Below are 17,541 nucleotides of genomic sequence, written 5' to 3'. Positions count from 1 at the left end.
ACCCCGATCCGAAGCGCCCTCATGGACCAACCGCTTTGTCAAGGCATCTTTCCCGCCTTGACAAAGCGGTTGGTCCATGGAGACACTCGCGCGAGCGGGGTGGGGACGGGGACACACCCACCAAGCACCTACCGCCCAGCCAACACCGCCACCATCGCCGCCCGAGTAGACACATCCAACTTCGCGAAGATCCGCCGCAGATGCGTCGACACCGTGTACAAACTGATCCCCAACGACGACGCGATCATCTTGTTGGTGGACCCCATCCCCACCATCCGCGCCACCTGGAGCTCACGCGGGCTCAAGACCCCAACATCGACCCGCACGGCAGGCGTGAGCACGACCCGCAACCCCAACTCGGACACGTCCAACACCGGGGCCCCACCTTCCACCGGCCCCAGTTCACGCACCCGGCGCACCAACGCGCTCAGCAGGGTGCGGACACGTTCATCCTGATCGACTGCTTCCCCCACAACGCCCTCCCCCGGCGTAAGACCCCACACCAGGAAAGCCGATCCGGGCAAAAAACGCACCAGCATTCCGGGCGACCACCCATTTGCCGTATCACCCTGTCCTACCGGACAGCGCGCAGCGACCCGTCCCACGACGTCCCGAGCAGTTCCGGCAGCAGATCCGCCAACTGCACCGGGTAGATCGCCTCCTCGGTGGCCCGCAACTCCTCCGCCGTCCACCACCGGTGCCGCCGCACGGTCGCCCGTTCCGCGTCGTTGAACCCGGACGTGTCGACCACGAACTGGTCCGGCACCGGTCCACCCGCCAGGAAGAACCACTCCTCGGCCGCGTAGCTCAGCCCGTCGAAGCTGAACACCGTGTGCCGCTTCCACACCGGCCCGACGAGCTCTTCGGCGGCCAACTCCAGCCCGGTCTCCTCGGCCACCTCGCGCACGGCCGCGTCCCGCAGTTCCTCACCGGCGTCCACCCCGCCGCCCACGGTGAACCAGAACGACTCCTGCGGCCGCGCCGGGTCGTGGCCCTGGAACAGCAGCACCCGCCCGGTCCCGTCCACCAACAGCACTCGCGCCGACGTGCGGGGCGTCAGCACGGTCGACTCGGCGGCCTCCAGCGGTTCGGCGATCTCGAAGTACTCCGGCTGCGGCGCCGTGCCCGCCAGCTTCAACCACCGGCACACCCGCCGCTTCCGCAACGCCAGCGTGTCGCGCACGGCGTCGTTGTGCACCCGCCGGGACAGCACGACCCGCTGCTCCGCGTCCGCCAGCTCGGCCGCGAGCACCGGGGGCAACGCGCCACGGTCCAGGTCGGCCAACAACCCGCTCAACTCGTTCTCGGCAGCTTCCCGCTCGGCGCGCGGCGCCCGCTCGGCCCGGTCCGCCACGTTGCGCAACATGGTGGCCACGTCCGGGGCGAGCACCGGAGCCACGGTCCTGGTCACAACGGCCCGACGGGCCAGCGAGGCGTCCAGCCCGGCCCACGCCGCGTCGGTGCGGACGTGCAGCCGGTCGAGCCGGTTCGCCATGCCCAGCACCCACGGCCCGATCAGCGCGACCACGGCGAGGACGATCAACAACGTCGTCGCGAACCACGAGCTGCTCACTCCGAGGCCTCCACGACCCGACGGGGGTCGGCGGCCATGGCGCTCTCGTAGACCCGCAGCACCTGGTTCGCGACCACGGACCAGTCGAACGTCATCACCCGCTGCCGGGCGACCTCCACGTACTCGGCCCGCCGGTCGGCGTCGGCGAGCAGGTCGCGCAGCCCCTCGGCCAGCGCGGCGGAGTCCTCCACGGGGGTCAGCACGCCCGCCTTGCCGTCGTCCAGCACGCGGCGGAACGCGTCCAGGTCGCTGGCCGCGACGGCCGCGCCCGCGGACATCGCCTCGGTCAGGATGATCCCGAAGCTCTCGCCGCCGGTGTTGGGCGCGCAGTACACGTCCACGCTGCGCAGCGCGCGCGCCTTGGTCTCGTCGTCGACCTGCCCGAGCAGCACGATCCGCTCGGCCAGCTCCGGCCCGGCGTCCTTGAGCAGCTCCTCGTCGTCGCCGCGCCCGACCACCAGCAGCTGGACGTCCGGCAGCTCGCGCGCCAGGGTCCGGAACGCCTCCAGCAGCACCGGCATCCCCTTGCGGGGCTCGGTGAACCGGCCGACGAACCCGACCGTGCCGCCGGGGCGCTGGTAGCCGTCCAGCGGCTTCGCGTCGGCGAAGAACCCGACGTCCACGCCGTTGGGGATCTCCACGGCGTCCCCGCCGAGGTGCTCGACCTGCACGCGGCGGGCCAGCGCGGACACGGCGATCCGGGCGGTGATCTTCTCCACGAACGGCTGGAGCACGACCTGGAACGCTGCCAGGATCTTCGACCGCGGCGTCGAGGTGTGGAACGTGGCCACGATCGGGCCGTCCGCCACCATGAGCGCCAGGAACGACAGGCTGGGCGCGGTCGGCTCGTGCAGGTGCAGCACGTCGAAGTCGTGCTCGGTGATCCACCGGCGGACGCGGGAGTACGACACCGGGCCGAACGAGAGCCGGGCCACGGAGCCGTTGTACGGGATGCCGACCGCGCGGCCCGCGGACGTGACGAAGTCCGGGAGGACGGTGTCCTCGTCGGCGGGCGCGAGCACGTCCACCTCGTGGCCGAGGCCGATCAGCGCGCGGGCCAGGTCGACGACGTGCGCCTGCACCCCGCCGGGGACGTCGAGCGAGTACGGGCAGACGATGCCGACCCTCACGTCGACTCCCGCCTGCGGGCTAGCGCGCGCTGCCTGCCCTCCGGCAGGTCGGACAGCCACAGCTTCTGGAGCATGTGCCAGTCCGCCGGGTGCGCGGCGATGTCCGCCGCGAAGACGTCCGCGAGCGCTTGCGTGGCGGCCGCGACCTGCGCGGTCCCCGCCACCCGGATCGGCGGGTGGATGCGGAACACCCAGCCGTCCTCGGTGAACCACAGGCCGACCGGGAGCAGCGCGGCCCCGGTCGTCGCGGCGAGGTGCGCCGGGCCGGCGGGCATCATCGTCTGCTCGCCGAAGAACGTCACGGGCACGCCGGTGGCGGTGAGGTCGCGGTCGGCGAGCAGGCACACGACCTTGTTCTCGCGCAGGCGTTCCGCGAGCACCTTCGCGGGCGCGCGGTCGCCGCCGGTGAGCGGCAGCACCTCGAAGCCGAGGGTCTCGCGGAACTCGATGAACCGGCGGTACAGCGACTCGGGCTTGAGCCGCTCGGCGACCGTGGCGAACGTGCCGGAGTGGCCGACCAGCCAGACGCCCGCCATGTCCCAGTTGCCGCTGTGCGGCAGCGCCAGCACCGCACCCGACCCCTGCTCCAGCGCGGCGTCCAGGTTCTCCTGGCCGCTGACGAGCGAGTCGCACGTGGCGTAGACGGCCTTGAGGTCCATCGACGGCAGCCGGAACGCCTCGCGCCAGTACCGGGCGTAGGACCGGAGCGACTGGCGGACGAGTTCGTCCAGCTCCTCCTCGCCCGCCTGCGGCACCACGCGCGACAGGTTCGCGCGCAACTGCCGCGTGCTCGGGCCGTGGCGCTTGGCGGCGCGGTCCGCGGCGAAGTCGAAGACCGCGGCCACCCACCGCTCGGGCAGCACCCGGACGAGCTTCCAGCCCGCCGAGTAGCCGAGCACGACCAGTCTTTCCCCGATGCTCATCCGACGACCTCCGTCGCGGACCGGTGGGCCGAGAGCAGGCGCTGCACGACCGTCGCGGCGGTGAGCACCGCGCACAGCCACAGCGCCACGTCCAGGATGTAGGGCACGCCGAGCCCGGACAGGCCGGAGCCGACGAGCACGATGATCAGCCGCTCCGCCCGTTCGGCCAGCCCGCCGTCCGCGCTGAGGCCGGACGCCTCGGCGCGGGCCTTCACGTACGACACGACCTGCGCCGCGACCAGCGAGACCAGCGACGCGGCGGCGAGCCAGCGGTTGCCGGTGTCGAACGCGTACCAGGCGAGCGCGGCGAACAGCGCCCCGTCGGCGACGCGGTCGCAGCTGGCGTCGAGGACGGCGCCGAAGGGCGTGCCGCTGCCCTGGGCTCTCGCCATGGCGCCGTCGAGCAGGTCGAACAGCACGAACGCGGTGACCGCGAGCGTGCCGACGAAGAGCTGGCCCCGTGGGAAGAACCAGAGCGTGGCCGCGACCGTGCCGAGGGTGCCCAGCACGGTGACGGAGTTCGGGGTGAGCCCGAGTCGGACCAGCCACGCCCCGATGGGATCGGTGACGCGGGAGACCGAAGCGCGAGCGAAGATGTTCAGCATGGGGCTGCGACTGCACCTACCGGCGGGGACGATGTGTCCACGGCAGCGTAACCGCCCAGCTCAGCCGAGCTGCCGGTGGTCCCTGGAGATCCGGGCGAGCAGCGCCTCGAGCTGGTCGCCGCGCGCCGCGAGGCGCTCCAGCCTGCTGTACAGCGCGACGTACTCGCGGACGTCGTGCGGGTCGGTGATGGTGGCGTTCCCGGTCAGCACGCTGATCGTCACCACGCGCTCGTCGTAGACCTGGAACCCGTGCAGCGCAACGAGGTTCGCGTCCGCCGACCACGGGATGACGCCCAGCGAGACGTTGGGTCGGCGCATGGTCTGGGACAGGTGGTCGATCTGGTCGCACATGAGGTCGGCCGACCCCATCCGCCACCGGAGCGCGCTCTCGCTGAGCAGGAACACGAACTTCTTGTTCGGGTCGTCGAGCCGGGCGCGTCGGGCGCGGAGGGTGGTCACGGCCGAGTCCTGCTCGCGGCCGGGGGTGGCGGCCAGGACGACGCGGAGGTAGCTCTCGCTCTGCAGCAGCGACGGGACGCCCGCGAGCTGGAAGAAGCGGCTGGTGGTCGCGCGGGCCTCGATGCGGGCCACGGTCTGCTGGTGGCGGTGCGCCCCCCGGTGCAGGACCACCCGCCTGGTCTCGGCCTCGGCGTGCAGCTGGCGGGCCAGTTCGACCAGTTCGACTCTGGTTTCCCTGGTCGCGGATAACTCGGCCACCAGGCGTTCCACGTCGATGACCGACGGGAGCAGCATGCCGTTCTCGATCTTGGAAAGCTTGGACTGGCTCATACCGGTCGCCTGCGCCGTGGCCGTACCGGTCATCCGGGCCTCGGTCCGCAGCCTGCGTAACTCACGGGAGAGTCGATCTCGCGCGAGCCTCGAGCGCTCGGGTGCGGTCATGAATCGCACCGTATCGAGTGGGATGGCACTTGACGATCAGCCAACCGGGTCTGTACGCGATCACCCGATCTCATAGAGTGATCCAGCCCACATAGGGGAATCACTTTAAACTTCAAGCGTTGTAGTTTTATGTTCAACAAGAACCCCTAGACCCGCACCACGGAGGACACCGCCATGACCACCGCCATCCAGATCCCCGGCTACGTCGCCGGCACCTGGGCGATCGACGCCGCACACTCGACCGTCGCGTTCAGCGTCCGGCACCTCATGGTCAGCAAGGTCCGCGGCACCTTCCGCACCTTCGAGGGCACCCTGACCACGGCGGAGAACCCCGCCGACTCGTCCGTGACCGCCACGATCGACCTGGCGTCCATCGACACCAACCAGCCCGACCGCGACAACCACATCCGGTCCGCGGACTTCTTCGAGGTCGAGAAGTACCCGACCATGACCTACCGCTCCACCGGCCTGCGCGCCGACGGCGACGACTTCATCCTCGACGGCGAGCTCGACCTGCACGGCGTCGTGAAGAGCGTGCCGCTGAAGCTGCAGCTCAACGGCTTCGGCCCGGACGCCTACGGCGGCACCCGCGTGGGCTTCGAGGCCACCACCGAGATCTCCCGCAACGACTTCGGCGTCGACATCCACATGCCGCTCGACGGCGGCGGCGTGGTCATCGGCGACAAGATCACCATCTCCCTGGACATCGAGGCCGTCCTCCAGTCCTGACCGAGAACGCGAAAGGGCCCCGACCGCCATCGGGGCCCTTTCGTTTGCCTTGATCCGCCTATCGGGTACTCGTTGTCACTCTTTCGTGGAATCTCTCTGCCCCACATGGTTAAACGAGTAGGCCAACATCACTCGTTCGTGGCAAGCAAAGCCCGCACTTCTGCGGCCGACGCAGCCGGGGGAGCTCAACGTCGCCAGTGCGGCCCTCCCATGCGCTCTGACTTCATCGAACCTGTCCCCTTCCGGTAAAGCACGCACAGTTCGTTCAAGGCCCGGCCCCCAGCGGTGGGCCTTGCCCAAGTGGTTGAGGGTCATCGCTTCGGCAGTCCTATCGCCAGGCCGCGGACGACCGCTTGGGCCGCCAACGGCAAACCCGTCCCAGTCCGACGAGCAGACTGGTCAACTCGGCGGACGCCGTTGCCCGGTCGGTGGACAGGTGTAGACGCGCGGGCTCGCCATCAGCACACCACCGAGCAACAAGCCCTCGCGCAACGCGTCCTGGACGGCCCGCACGGACTTGCCGACGCCTCAAGACCCACTCGATGACCAGACGACGACCGCTTTCTCGCCCGCCGCGCGCAGTGCACCACGAGCAATCCCAGTTCTCGCTCCCGCCCTACGAACACCGACTGCGCGGGCGATCCCGCCATGGCGATCGGAAGCGCGGCTGGCAAGACCACGGGCACCCGCACCACGATGCCAGCGACCGCGCCGGACGACTCGTTGTGGATCTCCACAACGAGAGAAATGCGCATTCGAGGGTCCCGGTGACCGAGTCCGCTTTCCCATCCCTGTTGAGCATTCGAGTTCGCGCGCTGTCAGGCGTTCGCGTCCAGCAACGCGCGCACCCGTTCGGCGGCGGTCTCCGGACCGACTCCAGGCAGTGCTTCGTACCCCTCCAGCGCGTCCTCCCAGACACGTCGCGCTTCGTCCTCGTCACCGGAGCGCAGGTGCGCCAGGCCGAGGTCCACCAGCGCCCCCGCTTGGAGGTAGCGGTCGCCGATCCGGTCGAAGTAGCGCACCGCCTCCCGCAGGCAGGCGACCGCTTCGTCCCAGCGTCCCCACTCCCGGTAGGTCACCCCCAGTCGGGCGAGGGTGCGGAACTCACCGGTTTCGTCTCCGACTTCACGGCTGATCACCAGGTTCTGCCGGTGGTGGTCCACCGCCTCGGCAAACCGGCCCATGTCGCGGTAGACCAGTCCCAGGTGGTCGAGCACCCGCCCTTCCTCGAACCGCATCTCCAGGTCGTGGCAGATGGCCATGTCCGCGAGGTGGTATGCGATGGCTTCGTCGTGACGTCCGAGCAGGCGATGAGCGACCCCGAGGTTGTGCAGGGCCGAGCTCTCCAGAAACCGGCTGCCCAGAGCGCGGAAGATCACGAGGGCCTGCTGGACGCTGTCGATCGTCTCCGCGGGCATGTCCATGTCCCGGTGCACCTGGCCGATGAAGTTGAGCGCCCTCGCTTCTCCCAGGCGATCTCCTCCGGCCCGACTGATCGCAAGGGCGTCCTGGTAACGGCTCACCGCTTGGTCGAACCGCCCCACCCTCCGGTGAGCAGTGCCGATGTTGGTCAGGATGAAGCTCATGCGGGCCTTGTCATCGAGGTGCCGTGCGGCCTCGACGGCCAAGGCGTGCGTCGAGTGCAGGTCGTCCCAGTGGTGTCTCACCTCGAGGTACTGGAACATCAGCAAGGTCATCTCGAGCACGTCCGCGAAGTGACCCGTGGTGAACGCCAAGCCGATGCCGGCCACCAGGTTCACGCGTTCGGTGTCTACCCACGTCAGCGCTTGCCCCCAGTTGAGGAAGTAGCCGTACATCTCGTCGTCTGCGTCCTGCGTCCTGCAGTACGAGGCAAGGGAGCCCCGGTAGTGCGCGAGAAGTCGGGTGATCGCGGCGTCGCGCTCCTCGTCACACGCGGCTTCACCTGCGGCGTAGAGGTGCACGAGGTCGTGCATGCGGTAGCGACCAGGTGCCGAACCGGGTTGCAACAGGTGTGCTCGCAGCAGTTCTCGAACCGGTCTCCCGACCTCGGACACGTCGGTCCCCACCGCGGCGGCCACCGCGGCGATTCCGATCTCCGGGCCGGGGTTGAGCGCGATCAACCGGAACAGGCGGGCTTGGGAAGCGTCCAGGTGCCGGTAGGACGTGTCGAACGTCGCACGCACGGCGAAACTGCCGCCGTAGTCGAGTTCCACGAGCCGTTTGTGATCCTCGGCCAATCCCTCGGCGTACTCCGCGAGAGACCTCCCCGGATCGGCGACGAGGAACGCCGCCGCGATCCGCACGGCCAGCGGCAATCCCGCGCACAACCGAACCACGGCGCGGGCCGACACCGGGTCGTCCCGCAACCGCCGGTCCTCCGGATCGCTCGCGCTCAACTCGTCGGCCAGCACCAGCATCGCCTCGGCGGGCGACAACACGTCCAGGTCCAGCAACCTCGCCCCGCCGAGGTCGGCCAACCGGTGCCTGCTGGTGATCACCACGCGGTGCTCGGCCGTACCCGGTAACAGCGACCGCACCTGGTCGGCGCTGGACGCGTTGTCCGCGACGATCAACGTCTTCTCACGTTCGGCAAGCACCGAGCGCCACAGCCGCGCACGATCCTCCAGCCCCGCGGGAATGTGCTGCCCCACCACGCCGAGCGCCCCGAGCAAGCTGGCCAACGCCGACGACGCCGAAATCCGTTCGCCTGGCGGGTCGTAGCCGCGCAGGTTGACCATGACCACACCACCGGGGAACCAACCCTCCCGCAGCGCGTGCTGGGCAGCCCGTACAGCCAGCGCCGTCTTGCCGATACCACCGAGCCCACCGAGGGACCAGACGACCACCGCCTGGTCGGAGCCCGCTTGGCGAAGCGCGTCGGTCAACAACCCCAGCTCACGCTCCCGGCCGACGAACACCGACTGCGCGGGCAAGCCCGCCATCGCGACCGGTGGCGCGGCAGGTAGGGACAGGGTGATGTCCTGGCCCTGCACCACGGTGCCGTACGAGGCACCCGAGAAGTCGTTGTGGGTCACCCCGGCAGTGTGATCAGCCAGTAGCGGTCGCGGGAAGGAGCCGGCGATCATTCCACTGGGGGTGGCCACGGGGTGGCGAGCAGGGCCCTCGCCTCGTCCGCGGAAGCCGCAGGGCCCGTGCCGGGGAGGGAATCGAAGATCTCCACAGCCGCCGCCCACCGCACGCGAGCCTCGTCGAGCCGCCCTGTGCGCCGGAGGATGCCGCCCAGTGCGATGAGAACGCCGCCTTCGCCGAGCCGGTCCCCGCTCGCCCGGAAGAGGTCCAGCGCGCGCAGGTGGCTGGCGATCGCCGCGGACCAGCGGCCCCACTCGCCGTAGGTCACGCCCAGGAACGCGTGGGTCGCCGCCTCTCCGCTCCGGTCGCCCATCTCGGCGCAGATCACCAGGTTCTGCCGGTGGTGCTCGACGGCCTCGGCGAAGCGACCGAGTTCGCGGTAGGCGACGCCGAGGTGGTTCAGAGCTCGCCCCTCTGCGACCCGCGCGTTGGCATCACGGCATATCAGCAGGTCCTGCTGGTGGTACTCGATCGCCCTGTCGAACTGCCCAAGGAGCCGGTGGGCCACTGCGAGGCTGAACAGCGAACCACCCATCTGCGTCGGACTCCCGTGCTCGCGCAGAAGCGCGAGACCCTGACCGACGGTCTCGATCGCCTTCGGCAGATCGCCCATGAGCCGGTGCACGTCGCCCGCGCAGTTCAACGCCTTGCCCTCGCTTAGGCGATCCCCGCTCCTCCGGCAGACGTCGATCGCCTGCCTGCAGCTGTCGAGGGCTTCTTCCAGTTGCCCGGTTCGCCGATAAGCGACCCCCAGGTCGATCAGGATCTGGCTCTCGGCCTTTCGGTCTCCGAGTCGCCGTGAGCAGGCCAGTGCGACAACACCGATGGCGACCACCTCGTGCCTCAGGTGCCTCAGGTCCAAGTACTCGTTCAGCTTCAACGAGATCAGGACGACGTTCTCGTCATGGCCGCTCGCAAAGGCCAACGAGACCGCCGCGAGCAGGTTCGTGCGCTCGGTGTCCGCCCACTCCAGTGCCTGGAGTCGGCCCCCTTCCTCCGGCACCAGCCTGCGCAGCACGGCGTCGACGTCGGAGATCCCCGAGGCGTAGTGGGCAAGCAGTCTGGTGGTCACCTCTAGGCGCTGGGGGTCTTCGGAAGCCTTCTCCGCCGCGTACAGGTGCAGGAGGTCGTGCATGCGCCAGCGGCCGCGGGTGGAGCCGGGTTGCAGCAGGTGGGCCCGCACCAGCAGCCGCACGACACGACGTGCCTCGATCGTCTCCACACCGACCAGGGCGGCCACCGCGTCGATGCCGATCTCCGGGCCGGGGTTGAGCGCGATCAACCGGAACAACCGGGCGTCGGTTTCCTCGAGGTGCGCGTACGACAGGTCGAAAGCCGCTCGGACCTCCAAACCCTCGCTGTACCGCAGGGCCTCGAGCCGTCTGCGCTCATCAGCCAATTCCACCGCCAGTTCGGCGGGCGAGCAGTCCGGTTCGGAGGCCAGCAGCGCCGCGGCGACCCTGATCGCCAGCGGCAGGTGTCCGCACAGCCTGACGATCGTGTCGATCGAAGCGGGATCGTCGAGGACGCGGCGGTCGCCCGGATCCGCGGCGGCGAGCACGTCCGACAGCATCCGGACAGCCTCGGCGGGCGACATCACGTCCAAGTCGACCAGCCGGGCGCCTTCGAGATCGGCCAGCCGGTGCCGACTGGTGATCACCACCCGGTGGTCCTCCGTACCGGGCAACAGCGGGAGGACCTGATCAGCGGTCGACACGTTGTCGGCCAGTACCAGTGTCCGCTCCCGCCGCGCCAGCACGGACCGCCACAGCCGTGCCCGGTCGTCCACCCCCGCCGGGATGTGCGTGCTCTCGACGCCCAGCGCCCCGAGCAGGCTGGCGAGGGCGGCGTGCGCGGTCACACGAGCGGCGGGCGGATCGTAGCCGCGCAGATTCACCATGACCACGCCACCGGGGAACCAGTCCGCACCCAATGCCTGGTGGGCGGCGCGAACGGCTAGCGCGGTCTTCCCCACACCCGCCAAGCCGCCCAGCGACCACACGACGACCGCCTGCTCGTCGGATCCGCCCAGCGCGTCCACGAGCAGGCCGAGTTCCTTTTCACGCCCCACAAAAACCGGTTGCGCGGGCAGTCCCGCCATCGCCACCGGCGGAGCGGCGGCCGTGAGCAGGGTGACGTCCTCGGCCTGCACCACGGTTCCGTACGACGTTCCGGAGAACTCGTTGAGCGTCACCGTCGCAGTGTGACCGGCTCGCCGGCCGCTGTCGGCGCAATAGTGCCGACAGCGGCGACCTGCTACTCCACCGTCTCCCACGCGTCCGCCAGCATCTGCCTGGTCTCCCCCAGCAGTTGCGGCAGGACCTTCGTCTGGCCGATGACGGGCATGAAGTTCGCGTCGCCGCCCCACCTCGGCACCACGTGCTGGTGCAGGTGGGCGGCGATGCCCGCGCCCGCGACGACGCCCTGGTTCATCCCGATGTTGAAGCCGTGCGGGGCGGCGGCGTGCCGGACCACCCGCATGGCCTTCTGGGTGAACTCGGCGAACTCCACCGTCTCCTCCGGTGTCAGGTCCGTGTAGTCCGGCAGGTGCCGGTACGGCAGGACCATGAGGTGGCCGGGGTTGTACGGGTACAGGTTGAGGACCGCGAAGACCAGCGTGCCGCGCGCGACGATCAGGCCTTCGACGTCGTCCATGCCGACGACCTGGCAGAACGGGCAGCCGTCCGGTTCGCTGCCGACCGGCTTGCCCTCGCCCTTGATGTAGGACATCCGGTGCGGGGTCCACAGGCGCTGCAACGCGTCGTGGACCCCGACACCGGACTGCTCCTCCAGCTCGGAGCTCACTGGGCCGCCGTGACGGATTCGGCGGTCGGCGAGGAGTTCTCGCGACGCCCGATCCAGCTCACGATGGTCTCGACCGCGCGGTCCACCGGCACGCCGTTGATCTGCGTGCCGTCGCGGAAGCGGAAGGACACGGCGCCGGACTCGACGTCGTTGCCGCCCGCGACGAGCATGAACGGCACCTTCTGCATGGTGTGGTTGCGGATCTTCTTCTGCATCCGGTCGTCCGACGCGTCGACGTCCACCCGCACTCCGAGGGAGCGCAACGTCTTCTGCACGGCCAAGAGGTGGTCGACGTGCTCGTCGGCGATCGGGATGCCGACGACCTGGACCGGCGCGAGCCACGCCGGGAACGCGCCCGCGTAGTGCTCGGTCAGCACGCCGAAGAAGCGCTCCACCGAGCCGAACAGCGCGCGGTGGATCATGACCGGGCGCTGGCGCGTGCCGTCGTTCGCGGAGTACTCCAGCTCGAAGCGCTCGGGCAGGTTGAAGTCCAGCTGGATCGTGGACATCTGCCACGTGCGACCCAGTGCGTCCCTGGCCTGCACGGAGATCTTCGGGCCGTAGAACGCGGCGCCACCGGGGTCCGGCACGAGTTCCAGGCCCGAGGACACGGCGGCCTCGCGCAGCGCCTCGGTCGCCGTCTCCCACACCTCGTCGGAGCCGACCGACTTCTCCGGGTTGCGGGTCGACAGCTCGAGGTAGAAGTCGTCGAGGCCGTAGTCCTTGAGCAGCCCCAGCACGAACCCGAGCAGCGACTTCAGCTCGTCCTGCACCTGGTCGGGCGTGCAGAAGATGTGCGCGTCGTCCTGCGTCATGCCGCGCACGCGGGTCAGGCCGTGGACCACGCCGGACTTCTCGTACCGGTACACCGAGCCGAACTCGAACATCCGCAGCGGCAGCTCGCGGTAGGACCGCCCGCGCGACTTGAAGATCAGGTCGTGGAACGGGCAGTTCATCGGCTTGAGGTAGTAGTCCTGGCCCGGCTTGCGGACCGTGCCGTCCTCGTTGTACTCGGCGTCGAGCTGCATCGCCGGGTACATGCCGTCCTTGTACCAGTCGAGGTGCCCGGAGGTCTCGAACAGCGCGCCCTTGGTGATGTGCGGCGAGTAGACGAACTCGTAGCCCGCCTCGGTGTGGCGCTGCCGCGAGTAGTTCTCCATCTCCTGCCGGATGATCCCGCCCTTGGGGTGGAACACCGCCAGGCCGGAGCCGATCTCGTCCGGGAAGCTGAACAGGTCCAGCTCGACGCCGAGCTTGCGGTGGTCGCGGCGCTCGGCCTCGGCCAGCAGCTCCAGGTGCGCGTCCAGCGCCTCCTGCGACTCCCACGCCGTGCCGTAGATGCGCTGGAGCTGCGGGTTCTTGTCGTTGCCGCGCCAGTACGCGGCGGCGACGCGGCTGAGCTTGAACGCCGGGATGTGCTTGGTCGTCGGCAGGTGCGGGCCGCGGCACAGGTCGCCCCACAGCCGGTCGCCGGACCGCGGGTCGAGGTTGTCGTAGATCGTCAGCTCGCCGCCGCCGACCTCCATGACCTCGGCCGTGTCGACGTCCGACTTGATGTCGACCAGCTCCAGCTTGAAGGGTTCGAGAGCCAACTCGGCCTTGGCGGCCTCGACCGACTCGACCACGCGGCGGGAGAACCGCTGCGAGCCCTTCACGATCTGCTTCATGCGCTTCTCCAGCGCGAGCAGGTCCTCGGGCGTGAACGGCTTCTCGACCTGGAAGTCGTAGTAGAAGCCGTCCTTGATGGGCGGGCCGATGCCGAGCTTGGCGTCCGGGAACTGCTGCTGCACGGCCTGGGCCAGCACGTGCGCCGTGGAGTGCCGGATGACCGAGCGGCCGTCCTCGGTGTTGGCGGCGACCGCCTCCACCTCGACGTCGACCGCGGGCACCCAGGAGAGGTCGCGGAGGTGGCCTTCGGGGTCGCGGACGACCACGATCGCGTCCGGGCCCTTCCCCGGCAGGTCGGCCTCGCGCACCGCCGCCCCCGCGGTAGTCCCCGACGGCACCACCACGCGCGGTGGGGCGACGGCGGATGCGGGACGCGACTCGGACACGGTGACTCCTCGGTGGTGGGAAAAGCTCGGTCTACCCGTCAGATGTTATCGGTGCGCAGCACGCCCATGAGCAGAGCGTCGTGCCACCGCCCCTCCCAGAGCAGCGCCTCGCGCAGCCGGCCCTCCTCCACGAAGCCGCACTTGCGGTAGGACGCGATGGCCCGCGGGTTGAAGTCGAACACCTCCAGTTCGACCCGGTGCAGGCCGATCACGTCGAACGCGTAGCGCAGGAGCAGGCGGGTCGCCTCGGTGCCGTACCCCTTGCCCTGCTCGGCGATGAGCGCGATCCGGAATCCCATCTTCTCGTTGGCGGCGTCGAGGTCGTTCAGCACGATGTCGCCGAGCACCTTCCCGTCCTCGGCGCGCAGGACGGCCAGGTCCACCCGATCGGTCTGCTCCCGGCGGGTGGCGGAGTACTGCTCGACGTCCTCGAACGTGAACTCGGCGTGCGTGCCGGTGAACCGGCGGACCTCGGGGTCGTTGACGCCCGCGAACATGGCGGGGGCATGACTGGCGTCGAGCGGGACCAGCCGGACCCGCTCCCCGACGAGGGTGGGCTTGTCGACGAGCGCCTGGAGGTTCAGCATGGGTCGATCGAACCCGGTTCGCACCCGTCTTGTCGCGGCATTTCCGCCGTTAAGGCGAGCGACAGGCCGCGCTCAGGGTCCGCACAGCTCGGGAGCGCATCCTGAAGGCGGATCCGGTGATGGACCGGGTCCGCGAGACGCAGGAGCACACCATGCCCGACCCGAACGACCCACGGGGCTCCACGCCCGAACCCGCGCAGCAGCCACCACGGGCCGAGCAGCCGACCGACCGCGTAGAGCCGACCCCCGTCCACCCCACGACCCCGCTGCCCGCCGCGGAAACCCCGGCTCACCAGCCACAACCCGCGGCCGAGACGCCGCGGCCCGCCGCCGCACCGGCCCCCGAGCCCGCTCCGGCAGCCGCGTCGACCGCGTCGGCGGCCGAGGCCCCCGTGGGCCCGCCCCCGCCGCCCACCGCGGCGGCCGGTCCGGCCTACGCCACGGCACCCCCGCCGCGCAGGCGGTTCCGGCAGGTGGCCGCCCACCGCGCCACCCAACTGGTCGCCGTGGGCGTCCTGGGCCTGATCATCGGCGGCGGTGTCGTCGCGCTGCTGGACCACGACGGCTACGGCCGGGGCCACGGTCGCCCCGGCATCTCCCGCATGGACCAGCGGGGTGCCCCGCCGCACGCCCCCGGCCCACGGGGCCCCGGCGGCTGGGACAACCACGGCCGCTTCGAACGCTGATCCCCCACTGCCGCACGTCCGGGTGACGTGCGGCAGTGGCGTGTCCCGCTAGTTTCGGGGCATGGACTTCACGGTCTCGCGGCACGAGGGCGATCCGCTCGACGCGGTCGCCGCGCTCACGGTGTCGCACCCGCTCGTGGTGGTCGCCGACGAGTCCGGGTGGCAGCGGGTCGCCCTCGGGCTCGACCCCCGCAAGGCGACCACGACCGTGGTCTCGCGCCCGGCCCGGATGTTCACCGCCGCCGCGGCCGACCTGCGGCACTTCACGCCGTCGAACCGCAAGGCCGTGCTCACCCTCCTCCGCGACACCCCCGGCGACGTGGTCGCCGTGCGCCAGAACGACGACTGGAGTCAGGCCGTCGCCACGGCGTTCCGCGGCGACCTGGTCGCGCTGGGCAGGCCGGTGGCGCTGTTCGTGGAGTCGTGGACGGAACTGACCGGCCTCGACTCCACGGCCGCCCTCGTCGGGACCGTCGGCGGCGTCACGGTCACCGGGAGCCCCATCCGCGGCACCGGAACGGCGCGGGTCGACGACGTCCTCGGCCTGTTCCGGCCCGCGCACCTGCCCTCCGACCCCTGGTACACGAGCCGCGGCCCGATCGGCGAGCACCCCGACAACGGCCCGTACCAGGGTCTTCCGCCTGCTACGGAGTACCGGCCCGAGGAGTCCGACGAGGAGCCCGACTGGTTTCCCCGACGCGAGCCACGCCCCGCCCTCCCGGAGGCGCGGTCGGTCAACTCCCTGGTCGTCGAGCCGGGCACGGAGACCGGTGTCCCCGCCGACCGGCCGCTCGCGCCGGGCACCGCCTACGAGGTGCTGGTGAACATCGGCGGCCACCGGTCCACCAGCCTGCTCACCGAGGCCGACGCCCGCTGGCCCGCCGAGCGGCTCCCCGACGGCGACCTCCCGTTGCGCGCCGCGCTGAGCATGGACGCGACGCTCGCCCCGCAGGTGGTCCGGTTCACCCTGCCCGCCACGGGCCAGAGCTTCACCTGCGACTGCCCGGACGTCCACGGCCCCCGCTGCCCCCGAACCCGCTGGGTCCGGTTCCCGATCACCACGCCCGCCGAGCCGACGGTGTGGACCGGTGAGCTGGTCGTCTACTACGGCGTGGTCGCCGTGCACGCGCAGCAGCTGTTCCTCCCGGTCGGCACGGCCACCGGCGACGGCCCGCACGCCCGCCTCCTGCACCGGTTGACCAGCACGTTCGCCGACCTCGGCCCGCTCGCCGAGCGGGCCGCGAGCATCCTGGTCACCGACAACGGGGCACGGGCGCTGGTCAACGGCGTGGGCTTCGCGGACAACCCGGCGTGGATCAACGCGAACGCCGCGGACAACGCCGTGCGCGCGGCCCGGCAACTCCTGTACGACATCCACCTCGCCGAGGGCCCGATCAGCAGGCTGGACGCCGACCACGGCAAGAGCCTCGCCGACTTCACCCGCGACCTGGCCGACCTCGCCCGGCTCGGGGCCGTGCTCTACGAACGCCTGTTCCGCAACGAGGTGTTCGACTCCCTGGCCGACCTGATCCGGCACGAGGCCCGGTCCAGGAACCGGCCCGCGGTGCTCACCGTCGCCGATCCGGCGATCAGCGACCCGGACCGGATCGGCCCGGTGCCGTGGTCGCTGGTCTACGACCTGCTCATGCCGCAGGACCCGAACGCCGCTTTCGCCGTGTGCCCGTCGGTCGCGCGGTTCGGCCCCGGCGGGAGCGGCGGCCCGGTGCCCCCGCACTGCCCGGAGCCCGAGCACGTCGGCAACACGTTGTGCCCCTTCGGTTTCTGGGGCCTGTCGTCCGTCGTCGAACAGCCCGCGAGCACGGGATCGGTCACCTGGCACGTGCACTCCAGGCAGGTGCCGGAGGCGGTCGAGGTGGCCGTCGACCCCGGTCTCGACGAACGGCTCACCGCGACCCACCTGACCGACCTCCATGCGGCGCTGCCCGCCGGTTCGGTCATGACGAGCCGGGTCACGAGCGCGGGCCAGCTGGCCGAGGCGCTGGCCGCGGAGACGATGGACGTCGTCTACCTCTACTGCCACGGCGGCTACCACAAGCTCGCCGCGAACGCGCTGCCGTCGCCGGTGCTGCGGTTCGGCACCAGCCTGGTCGACCCGGTCGAGGTGGCGAACTGGCGGCGGAACAGCGCCGTCTGGCCGCGTCCGCACTGGCCGAGGCGCAAGCCGCTGGTCGTCATGAACGGCTGCCACACCGCCGAGATGACGACCGCGACCCTGTCCACCTTCGTCGACGCCTTCGCCAACCGCGCGGGCGCGGCCGGGGTGCTGGGCACCGAGGTCACCGTCGAGCAGGGCATGGCCGGGTGGGCGATGACGGGGTTCCTGCGGTCGCTGGTCGACGGGGCGAGCGCGGGCCAGGCGCTGCGGGAACTCCGGTGGCGGATGATCGCCCGCGGCAACGTGATGGGCCTGGCCTATACCCTCTACGCGGTCGCCGGACTGCGCCTGCGGCCTTGAC

The 17,541-nt window shown here is 70.5% G+C and carries 14 protein-coding genes; 3 read left to right on the top strand and 11 right to left on the bottom strand.

Translation table 11 applies throughout. The features are described from left to right. Positions 1-128 precede the first annotated feature (128 nt). From ACFWW9_RS27230 to ACFWW9_RS27205, 6 genes are all read right to left on the bottom strand, one after another. The gene (locus ACFWW9_RS27230) at positions 129-374 is read right to left on the bottom strand and encodes a helix-turn-helix transcriptional regulator (protein ID WP_390383677.1); all 246 of its coding nucleotides are present in this window, start codon (positions 372-374) and stop codon (positions 129-131) included. 200 nt (positions 375-574) lie between these two features. Further along, complete coding sequence (locus tag ACFWW9_RS27225) at positions 575-1,573, bottom strand: NUDIX domain-containing protein (protein WP_390383675.1); 999 nt, start codon at positions 1,571-1,573, stop codon at positions 575-577. After that, complete coding sequence (locus ACFWW9_RS27220) at positions 1,570-2,703, bottom strand: glycosyltransferase family 4 protein (protein ID WP_390383673.1); 1,134 nt, start codon at positions 2,701-2,703, stop codon at positions 1,570-1,572. Before ACFWW9_RS27220 ends, ACFWW9_RS27225 begins: the two co-directional genes overlap by 4 nt. Further along, positions 2,700-3,626 carry a phosphatidylinositol mannoside acyltransferase gene (locus ACFWW9_RS27215; RefSeq protein WP_390383671.1) on the bottom strand — a complete coding sequence of 309 codons (927 nt, stop codon included), beginning with the start codon at positions 3,624-3,626 and terminating at the stop codon, positions 2,700-2,702. Before ACFWW9_RS27215 ends, ACFWW9_RS27220 begins: the two co-directional genes overlap by 4 nt. Continuing rightward, on the bottom strand, positions 3,623-4,231 hold the full coding sequence (gene pgsA / locus ACFWW9_RS27210; protein ID WP_390383669.1) for a phosphatidylinositol phosphate synthase: 609 nt from the start codon (positions 4,229-4,231) through the stop codon (positions 3,623-3,625). The genes ACFWW9_RS27215 and pgsA overlap by 4 nt, the downstream gene beginning before the upstream one ends. A 60-nt stretch (positions 4,232-4,291) precedes the next feature. Next, on the bottom strand, positions 4,292-5,131 hold the full coding sequence (locus ACFWW9_RS27205) for a helix-turn-helix domain-containing protein (protein ID WP_390383667.1): 840 nt from the start codon (positions 5,129-5,131) through the stop codon (positions 4,292-4,294). A gap of 174 nt (positions 5,132-5,305) precedes the next feature. Here ACFWW9_RS27205 and ACFWW9_RS27200 point away from each other — a divergent pair, with 174 nt between their 5' ends. Then, the gene (locus ACFWW9_RS27200) at positions 5,306-5,860 is read left to right on the top strand and encodes a YceI family protein (RefSeq protein WP_390383665.1); all 555 of its coding nucleotides are present in this window, start codon (positions 5,306-5,308) and stop codon (positions 5,858-5,860) included. A gap of 818 nt (positions 5,861-6,678) precedes the next feature. Here ACFWW9_RS27200 and ACFWW9_RS27195 read toward each other — a convergent pair. The 5 genes from ACFWW9_RS27195 to ACFWW9_RS27175 all read right to left on the bottom strand — a co-directional run bounded on the left by ACFWW9_RS27195 (position 6,679) and on the right by ACFWW9_RS27175 (position 14,378). Next, the gene (locus ACFWW9_RS27195; protein WP_390383663.1) at positions 6,679-8,877 is read right to left on the bottom strand and encodes an ATP-binding protein; all 2,199 of its coding nucleotides are present in this window, start codon (positions 8,875-8,877) and stop codon (positions 6,679-6,681) included. Positions 8,878-8,924: 47 nt separating this feature from the next. Then, on the bottom strand, positions 8,925-11,126 hold the full coding sequence (locus ACFWW9_RS27190; protein WP_390383661.1) for an ATP-binding protein: 2,202 nt from the start codon (positions 11,124-11,126) through the stop codon (positions 8,925-8,927). Between the two features lie 62 nt (positions 11,127-11,188). Then, positions 11,189-11,737, bottom strand: coding sequence for an HIT family protein (locus tag ACFWW9_RS27185; RefSeq protein ID WP_390383659.1), 549 nt, complete (start codon positions 11,735-11,737; stop codon positions 11,189-11,191). Beyond that, positions 11,734-13,791 carry a threonine--tRNA ligase gene (gene thrS / locus ACFWW9_RS27180; protein ID WP_390383657.1) on the bottom strand — a complete coding sequence of 686 codons (2,058 nt, stop codon included), beginning with the start codon at positions 13,789-13,791 and terminating at the stop codon, positions 11,734-11,736. Before thrS ends, ACFWW9_RS27185 begins: the two co-directional genes overlap by 4 nt. 38 nt (positions 13,792-13,829) lie before the next feature. Beyond that, positions 13,830-14,378 (bottom strand): GNAT family N-acetyltransferase, encoded by a 549-nt coding sequence (locus tag ACFWW9_RS27175; protein WP_390383655.1) that lies wholly within the window; start codon positions 14,376-14,378, stop codon positions 13,830-13,832. Positions 14,379-14,497: 119 nt separating this feature from the next. Here ACFWW9_RS27175 and ACFWW9_RS27170 point away from each other — a divergent pair, with 119 nt between their 5' ends. Together ACFWW9_RS27170 and ACFWW9_RS27165 are read left to right on the top strand one after the other, a co-directional pair. Continuing rightward, a complete protein-coding gene (locus ACFWW9_RS27170) occupies positions 14,498-15,064 on the top strand; it encodes a hypothetical protein (RefSeq protein ID WP_390383653.1) in 567 nt (188 codons plus the stop codon). Between the two features lie 61 nt (positions 15,065-15,125). After that, on the top strand, positions 15,126-17,540 hold the full coding sequence (locus tag ACFWW9_RS27165; RefSeq protein ID WP_390383651.1) for a CHAT domain-containing protein: 2,415 nt from the start codon (positions 15,126-15,128) through the stop codon (positions 17,538-17,540). The last annotated feature ends 1 nt before the right edge of the window (position 17,541 follow it).

The sequence above is a fragment of the Umezawaea sp. NPDC059074 genome (assembly GCF_042738955.1).
Lineage (GTDB): Bacteria > Actinomycetota > Actinomycetes > Mycobacteriales > Pseudonocardiaceae > Umezawaea.
The sequence above is the reverse complement of the archived record's forward strand: the minus strand, read 5'-3'. Positions and strand labels throughout refer to the sequence as shown.

Excerpts from the sequence above, each read along its gene's own strand:
- ACFWW9_RS27215 (WP_390383671.1), bottom strand. The coding sequence starts at position 3,626 with ATGAGCATCGGGGAAAGACTGGTCGTGCTCGGCTACTCGGCGGGCTGG.
- pgsA (WP_390383669.1), bottom strand. The coding sequence starts at position 4,231 with ATGCTGAACATCTTCGCTCGCGCTTCGGTCTCCCGCGTCACCGATCCC.
- ACFWW9_RS27205 (WP_390383667.1), bottom strand. The coding sequence starts at position 5,131 with ATGACCGCACCCGAGCGCTCGAGGCTCGCGCGAGATCGACTCTCCCGT.
- ACFWW9_RS27200 (WP_390383665.1), top strand. The coding sequence starts at position 5,306 with ATGACCACCGCCATCCAGATCCCCGGCTACGTCGCCGGCACCTGGGCG.
- ACFWW9_RS27175 (WP_390383655.1), bottom strand. The coding sequence starts at position 14,378 with ATGCTGAACCTCCAGGCGCTCGTCGACAAGCCCACCCTCGTCGGGGAG.
- ACFWW9_RS27170 (WP_390383653.1), top strand. The coding sequence starts at position 14,498 with ATGGACCGGGTCCGCGAGACGCAGGAGCACACCATGCCCGACCCGAAC.
- ACFWW9_RS27165 (WP_390383651.1), top strand. The coding sequence starts at position 15,126 with ATGGACTTCACGGTCTCGCGGCACGAGGGCGATCCGCTCGACGCGGTC.